Here is a 6,926-nt window from a genome sequence, read left to right as displayed (position 1 = left end):
CCCCGGTGGCGGGCCCGGCTACGGCCCCGGCGGCACGCCGGGTCACGGGTCCGGTCCGGGCTACGGCGCGGGGCCCGCGTACGGCGCGGACCCGTACCGCACCGGCGACCAGCCGTACGCGTCCCACCCGGATCCCGGCGCCGGGCCGTACGCGTACGCCGGCGCGCCCGTCCCCCCGGCGGAGCGCAAGCGGTCCCGGGGTGCGGTGATCGCGGTGCTCGCCGCGGTGCTGGCCCTGGTCGTCGGCGGCGCGACGGCGCTCTGGCTGCTCGGTGGCGACGACGATCCGGCGCCGACGGCCGGGCCGACCGAGCCGGCGCCCGCCGCCGTGGAGACCACCGAACCGGCCGGCGGGTCGGAGCCGACGCCGAGCGCGCCGAGCGCGCCCGCACCTGAGTCGTCGGCCGATCCGCGGTTCGCCAAGGCGGGGCAGTGCGTCCGCAACGAGGGGCCGGCCGGCGGCAAGCCGAAGCTGCTGATCAGCGAGTGCGGCCCGAAGACGTACGAGGTGCTCCGGCGGATCGACGGCGCGACCACCGGGGAGAAGGATGCCGCGGCGAAGTGCGCCAAGGTCGAGGGTTACACCAACTGGTACTTCTTCGACAGCGAACTGGACACCCTCGACTTCGTGCTCTGTCTGAAGCAGCGCTGAGCCGTCGCACCCGCCAGGGGGAGAGATGACCAACGGAACGCCCGGCCAGCCTGACGACCCGTACCGCCGACCGTCCGACAACCAGCCGGTCGATCCGACGCTGCCGCAGTGGGGACAGCCCCCGCGACCGACGGGCGGGGAGCCCACCGTGCCGCAGTGGGGGCAGCCAGCGCCGGGCGGCGAGCCGCCCACGGCACCGTTGTGGGGGCAGCCGCCGGCGGGGCCCCCGCAGCCGCCGACCTCCGGCGCGGGCTACCCGCCGCCGGGTCCGTTCCCACCGGCCGGGCCGACGCCCGCCCCGGGTGCGGGTACGCCGTGGCCGGCCCCGGGCGGGTACGGGATGCCGCCACCGGTGGCGCCCTCCGGCAACCGGCGGGGTGGCCGGATCGCGCTGATCATCGGGCTGGTGGCGCTGCTCCTGCTCTGCCCGTGCCTCGCCCTCGCCGGCTGGGCGGTCTGGCAGGTGGCCGACGACTCCGACGACCCGTCGGTCTCCGCGCCGGCGATCACCGCACCGGCCGATCCGACCGGGGCGCCGACGCCCGCGCCGACCACGGCGGAGCCCAGTCCGACCGAGGACGACGAGGCGGAGTTCGCGCGGGGCGACTGCGTGGTCAACGACGGCACCGAGGACGACGCCGAGCTGCGCAAGGTGCCGTGCGGTCCGGACACGTACGAGGTGTTGCTGCGGATCCCGGCCACCGTAGACGGTGACCGGTGTGCCACCCGGGCACCGGAGGCGACCGCGAACTACGTGCACGACAACCCGGTCGACCTGCTCGACTACGTGCTCTGCCTCCGGGAGCGCTGACGACCAGCCGCTGAGGACCAACCGATGATTACCAAAACTAGGGCTGTCTAGCGTGGACGCTAGACAGCCCTAGTTCTGTGTCGAGGAGGGCCGACACGCCGGTAGCCGCATCTACGGATGTCTAGCCTCGCCGCTAGACGGCCCGATACTCTCCGATGCGTGGATCCGGTCCGCAACCCGTACGCCCCGGGCGCCGGCCAGCGCCCGCCCGAACTCGCCGGGCGGGGACGCGAGCTGGACGTCTTCGACGTCGTGCTGGAACGGATCGCCCGCGGGCGGCCCGAACGCAGCCTGATGCTCACCGGGCTGCGCGGCGTCGGCAAGACCGTCCTGCTGAACACGCTGCGCTCGCAGGCCATCAACCATCTCTGGGGCACCGGCAAGATCGAGGCCCGACCGGACCAGTCCCTGCGCCGACCGGTCGCCGCCGCACTGCACATGGCGGTCCGCGAGCTGGCACCCCGGCACCGCGCCCCGGACCGGATCGACGCCTTCCTCGGCGTCCTGAAGGCGTTCGCCCAACGGTCCGCGCCCACCGGCCGCGGCGCCGCCGCGCCGAAGCTGCGCGACCGCTGGCAGCCCGGCATCGACGTACCGGCGGCACACGGTCGGGCCGACTCCGGGGACATCGAGATCGACCTGGTCGAGCTGCTCACCGACGCGGCCTCGATCGCCGCCGACGTCGGCACCGGCATCGCCGTGTTCATCGACGAGATGCAGGACCTCGGCCCGGAGGACGTCTCCGCGCTCTGCGCCGCCTGCCACGAGCTGTCCCAGCTGGGCGCACCGCTCATCGTGGTCGGTGCCGGGCTGCCGCACCTCCCGGCCGTGCTCAGCGCCGCGAAGTCGTACTCCGAGCGGCTCTTCCGCTACCAGCGCATCGACCGGCTCGACCGGATCGCCGCCGACCAGGCGCTCTGCGCGCCGGCCGAGCGGGAGGAGGTCGAGTACGAGCAGAAGGCGCTGGACCTGCTGTACGAGAAGTCCGGCGGCTACCCGTACTTCGTCCAGGCGTACGGGAAGGCCACCTGGGACCATGCCCCCCGCTCGCCGATCACCGCCGCCGACGTCCGGGTCGCCGCGCCGGAGGCCGAAGCGGAGCTGGCGGTCGGTTTCTTCGGCTCCCGCTTCGAGCGGGCCACCCCGGCGGAACGCGAGTACATGCGGGCGATGGCGACACTGTCGCTGGTGGAGGGCGAGGCCGACGGAGGTGGACGGGACGACATGGATGCCGCCGTGCCGACCGCCGAGATCGCCCGGGCGCTGGGCCGTAAGCCGGCCAGCCTCTCCCCGGCCCGGGACGCGCTGATCAAGAAGGGCCTCATCTACTCCGGCGAGCGCGGCACGGTGGCCTTCACCGTTCCACACTTCGGCCGCTACCTCCGCACCCAACCGGCCTGACCACCCGTTCGGGGTCACCGGGGTCCGGCAGGGTCAGACCTTGGACCAGGGGGGTGGGAAGTCGACCTCGCCCCGGGGCGGCGGGCCGTCGCCGCTGGTGGCGGGCGGAAGCGCGAGCGCCTGCCACGGCTCACCGAGCCCCGACCACGGGCTGGTCAGTCCCATGGCGTCGGCGCGGCCGAAGCCGAACCGCCGGTAGTACGCGGGATCGCCGAGCACCACGACCAGCCCCTCACCCAACTCGGTCGCCGCGTCGAGGGCGGCCTGCACCACCGACGTGCCGAGGCCGATCCGCTGCCGGTGCGGCGCGACCGCCACCGGGCCGAGCACCAGGGCCGGCGCGCTGCGCCCGTCGGACTTCACCCGGACCCGGGTGAGCAGCGCGTACCCGACGACCTCACCGCCGTACTCGGCGACCATCGCCAGTGGGGGCAGCCACGCCTCACTGCCGCGCAGCTCGTCGACCAGCCCCACCTCGGGTGGGGTGGTCACGTCGGGACGGGCGAAGGCCGCAGCCAGCACCCGACGGACCGCGCCGGTGTCGGCCGGGTCCTCAGGGCGGAGCCGCAGTGTCGTCACGCCGGGCACGTTACCCGCCGTAGCCGGTCCATCCGAGACGGTCGCTCGATTTGGCGTGGCGCGACGTTCACGACGACCGGTTCGGATCGGCGGTTGCACGGGTAGCACGGCTCGCGACGGGGTATGACTGATCCATGAAGCCTGTGCGCTCCCTCGCCCGTACCATGTTGAGCGGCATCTTCGTGGTGAGCGGGGTGAAGAACTTCCAGAACCCCGGACGGCTGGCTCCCGCCGCCAAGCCGGTGACGGACCGCGTCACGCCACTGCTCCAGAGGGCGAACCCCCGCATCCCCACCGACACCGAGACCCTGATCCGGGTCAACGCCGCCGTTCAACTGGGTGCCGGGCTGATGCTCGCCACCGGGCGTTTCACCCGGCCGGCCGCGCTGGTCCTGGCCGGCACGCTGGTCCCGGTCACCATCGCCGGACATCCCTTCTGGAGCAACGACGACCCGGCGACGCGCAACAACAACCAGATCCACTTCCTGAAGAACCTCGGTCTCTTCGGTGGGCTGCTGCTGGCCGCCGCCGACACCGAGGGCAAGCCGAGTCTGCGGTGGCGGACCGGTCACCGGATCGGCCACTCCCGACGTTCGGTGCAGCGAGCTGTCCGTACCGCCCGCCGAGAGGCCCGGATCGCCGTACGATCGGCGGCGACGGCTCGACGACTGCCGGGTTGACCTGCGTCGATCCTCCCCTCCACCAGCCACCACCCCCACCAACGCCGCGAATCTCCTGAACCACCCGGACGCAGTTAACGCGGCGGAAATGTCAAAAACTTGTGTGGGATCGGACACGGTCGCATAACGCGGGAGGCACAGACGTGGAGGACCGTTCTAGGCTCCGTGCAGGACCTGGACGGGTACGACGACATTGGTACGGGGGTGGCCACACCATGCCGACGACTGTCGGTAGACGGGTGGACCGCCTCGCCCCAGTCCGCCGCGTAACGCGTGGTATCGATCGCAGGACAGTCGTACGGACCGGCATCGTGGCCGCCGTCGCCTACGCCGCATGGCTCGCCATCGGCGCTTTCGGGCGGCCGTACAACTTCTTCGACATGAAGATCTACCACGGTGCGGTGGTGTGGTGGGCGAGCGGCCACGAGTTGTACGACTTCATCGCACCCGGCACCACCCTCGGTTTCACGTACCCGCCGTTCGCCGGTCTGGTCATGCTGCCGATGGCGCACCTGCCGGTCGGCGCGGCGGGCCTGGTCAACGCGGCGGCCAGCATCGCCGCCCTGGCCGTCGTCCTGGCCGCCCTGCTCCGGCCGATCGTCGACCGGCTGGGCTGGCCACTGTGGTTCACCGTGGCGATCGCGACGCCGCTGGCCGTGGCCATCGAGCCCGGGCGGGAGACCCTCGGCTACGGCCAGGTGAACCTGCTGCTCTTCGCGCTGATCATCGCCGACCTGGTCGGTCTGCGGTGGCGGGCCCGCCGGGGCACCCACGTCGCCCCCACCGACGGACTCCTGCTGCGCTTCGTCTACAGCGGCGCCTGGGCGGGTGTGGGGATCGGTCTGGCCACCGCCGTCAAGCTGACCCCTGCCCTGTTCATCCTCTACCTGATGATCACCCGTCAGTGGCGGGCCGTGACGACGGCCGTCGGCACGGTGATCACGGTGACCCTGGGCTCGTTCGCCGTCGTCGGCCCCGAGGCGCGCGCCTACTTCGGCGGTGTGCTGTGGCAGACCGAGCGGGTGGGCGCGGCGGACATGACGCCCAACCAGTCGCTCGCCGGCCTGCTCGCGCGGCTGTACGACTCGATCGAGACGCCCGGGCTGCTGTGGCTGTCGTTCGCCCTGCTGATGCTGGCGCTCGGTCTGTCCCGGGCCGCGAACGCGCGGGCCGACGGCGACGAGCTGACCGCCTTCACCCTGGTCGGCCTCACCACCAGCGTGATCAGCCCGATCTCCTGGACCCACCACCTGGTGTGGGTCATCCCGGCGATCATCGTGCTGGCCGACGCCGCGGTCCGGCGCCACGAAGCCAGTCGCGGTCCGGCTCAGCGGGCCGGCTACGGCGGGCTGCCCGGCGTGAACGGGTTGCGTTCCCCGATCTGGTACCCGACGCTGACCGGTGTGCGGCACGGCGTCGCGGCGGTGGCGCTCTACCTGCTGTTCCTGATCTCGCCGATCTGGCCGTACGAGCACCAGCTTCCCGAGGTGTCGCACTACCAGGACGGCCTGTTCGGGGCCCTGATGGAGAACTCGCTGGCGCTGGCGCTGATCGTGCTGGTCGCCGCACTGCCGTGGCGTCCGGGGGCGGAGCCCGCCTTCTACGCCGACCGACTGGGCCGTACGCCGACGTTCCACGGCCGCCGCTGACGCGGGACCGGCGGGTGGTCGCCCTCAGGGGCAGTTGACCCACTCCTCGGTCCCGTCGGCGAACACCTGCCGCTTCCAGATCGGCAGCCGCGCCTTCACCTCGTCGACCAGCCGGGCGCAGGCGGCGAACGCGGCGGCACGGTGGGCGGTGCTGACGGCGGCGACCAGGGCCACGTCGCCGATGGCGAGCGGGCCGACGCGGTGCGACACGGCCACCGCGTACACGTCGGGGTCGGCGGCGATCTCGGCGGCGACCTCGTGCAGGATCCGCTCGGCGGTGGGGTGACCCTCGTACTCCAGGCTGGTCACGGCGCGGCCGTGGTCGTGGTCGCGGACCACGCCCTGGAACGAGACGATCGCGCCGGCCCGGCGGTCGGCGACCGCCGCCTCGTGCGCGGCGAGATCCAGCGGCCGGTCGGTCACCGTGCCGAACGTGGTGGCGGGCGCGGTCACCAGGCACGCTCCCCGGACAGCAGGGGCAGCGGCACGACCGGCACCCGGTCGCCCGGTTCACCGGAGGTGCCGGGACGGATCACCGCGAACCCGTCCGCGCCGGCCAGGCCGCGCAGCATCGCCGACCCGACGTGCCGGACCGGGTGGGCGGTGCCGGCGACCCGGTCGAGGCGTACCAGCGCCAGGTGCGTGTAAGCGCCCCGACCGGGCACCGGCTCGGCGAGCGTGGCGTGCGGAAGGGCGGGCATCGGCCGGCCGGCGAGACCCGCGAGCAACGGCGCGACCAGCGACACCAGGGCGACGATCGCGGACTGCGGGTTGCCCGGCAGGCCGGCGACGAACCGGACCCGACCGTCCGCGCCGACGAGGCGGGCCAGCAGCATCGGGAACCCGGGGCGCACCGCCACCGTGTTGACCACGTAGTCCGCGCCCAGCGCCTCCAGCGCCGGGTGCAGGTGGTCGACCGGCCCGTGCATGGTGCCGCCGGTGGTGCAGACCAGGTCGGCGTTGGTGAGCGCACCCCGCAGCGCGGCGACGTGGGCGGGCAGCGTGTCCGCCACCGGGCCGACCACGTCCGACGGGCGCACCTGGCAGCCGTACCGGCGCAGCCACGCCGGGACCGCCGGCCCGAGCGCGTCGCGGACGCGCCCCTGCTGCTCGTTAGTCGGGCCCGGATCGCAGATAGTTCCAATAACTGTTCC

7 protein-coding genes and 1 pseudogene are annotated in these 6,926 nt (G+C 73.3%); 5 read left to right on the top strand and 3 right to left on the bottom strand.

What is annotated here, in order from left to right:
- Positions 1-190 precede the first annotated feature (190 nt).
- From AB0I76_RS19115 to AB0I76_RS19105, 3 genes and pseudogenes are all read left to right on the top strand, one after another.
- Positions 191-652, top strand: a pseudogene (locus tag AB0I76_RS19115) (flagellar basal body protein FliL); the annotation flags it as partial.
- Positions 653-1,043: 391 nt separating this feature from the next.
- Complete coding sequence (locus AB0I76_RS19110; protein ID WP_357036942.1) at positions 1,044-1,463, top strand: hypothetical protein; 420 nt, start codon at positions 1,044-1,046, stop codon at positions 1,461-1,463.
- A gap of 159 nt (positions 1,464-1,622) precedes the next feature.
- Entirely contained in the window at positions 1,623-2,864 is a 1,242-nt protein-coding gene (locus tag AB0I76_RS19105) for an ATP-binding protein (RefSeq protein WP_357036940.1), read from the top strand.
- A gap of 33 nt (positions 2,865-2,897) precedes the next feature.
- On the opposite strand, the gene AB0I76_RS19100 is transcribed toward AB0I76_RS19105, so the two are convergent.
- Positions 2,898-3,452 (bottom strand): N-acetyltransferase, encoded by a 555-nt coding sequence (locus AB0I76_RS19100; RefSeq protein WP_357036937.1) that lies wholly within the window; start codon positions 3,450-3,452, stop codon positions 2,898-2,900.
- Positions 3,453-3,577: 125 nt separating this feature from the next.
- Here AB0I76_RS19100 and AB0I76_RS19095 point away from each other — a divergent pair, with 125 nt between their 5' ends.
- Both AB0I76_RS19095 and AB0I76_RS19090 read left to right on the top strand, forming a co-directional pair.
- Positions 3,578-4,123: a DoxX family protein gene (locus AB0I76_RS19095; protein WP_357036934.1), complete on the top strand. Its 546-nt coding sequence runs from the start codon at positions 3,578-3,580 to the stop codon at positions 4,121-4,123.
- 215 nt (positions 4,124-4,338) lie between these two features.
- The gene (locus AB0I76_RS19090; protein WP_357036931.1) at positions 4,339-5,772 is read left to right on the top strand and encodes a glycosyltransferase 87 family protein; all 1,434 of its coding nucleotides are present in this window, start codon (positions 4,339-4,341) and stop codon (positions 5,770-5,772) included.
- Between the two features lie 24 nt (positions 5,773-5,796).
- Here the strand turns inward: AB0I76_RS19090 and AB0I76_RS19085 are convergent, their stop codons facing one another.
- Together AB0I76_RS19085 and AB0I76_RS19080 are read right to left on the bottom strand one after the other, a co-directional pair.
- Positions 5,797-6,225 carry a molybdenum cofactor biosynthesis protein MoaE gene (locus tag AB0I76_RS19085; RefSeq protein ID WP_357036928.1) on the bottom strand — a complete coding sequence of 143 codons (429 nt, stop codon included), beginning with the start codon at positions 6,223-6,225 and terminating at the stop codon, positions 5,797-5,799.
- Positions 6,222-6,926, bottom strand: a 705-nt coding sequence (locus AB0I76_RS19080; protein WP_357036925.1) for a molybdopterin-binding protein, incomplete at its 5' end; no start/stop codon positions are given. The genes AB0I76_RS19080 and AB0I76_RS19085, both read right to left, overlap by 4 nt.

This window comes from Micromonospora sp. NPDC049799, from assembly GCF_040656655.1.
In the GTDB taxonomy this organism is placed as follows: domain Bacteria; phylum Actinomycetota; class Actinomycetes; order Mycobacteriales; family Micromonosporaceae; genus Micromonospora.
The sequence above is the reverse complement of the archived record's forward strand: the minus strand, read 5'-3'. Positions and strand labels throughout refer to the sequence as shown.

Bases quoted from the DNA above. Each gene is read 5' to 3' on its own strand.
- AB0I76_RS19095 (WP_357036934.1), top strand. From the start codon at position 3,578: ATGAAGCCTGTGCGCTCCCTCGCCCGTACCATGTTGAGCGGCATCTTC.
- AB0I76_RS19090 (WP_357036931.1), top strand. From the start codon at position 4,339: ATGCCGACGACTGTCGGTAGACGGGTGGACCGCCTCGCCCCAGTCCGC.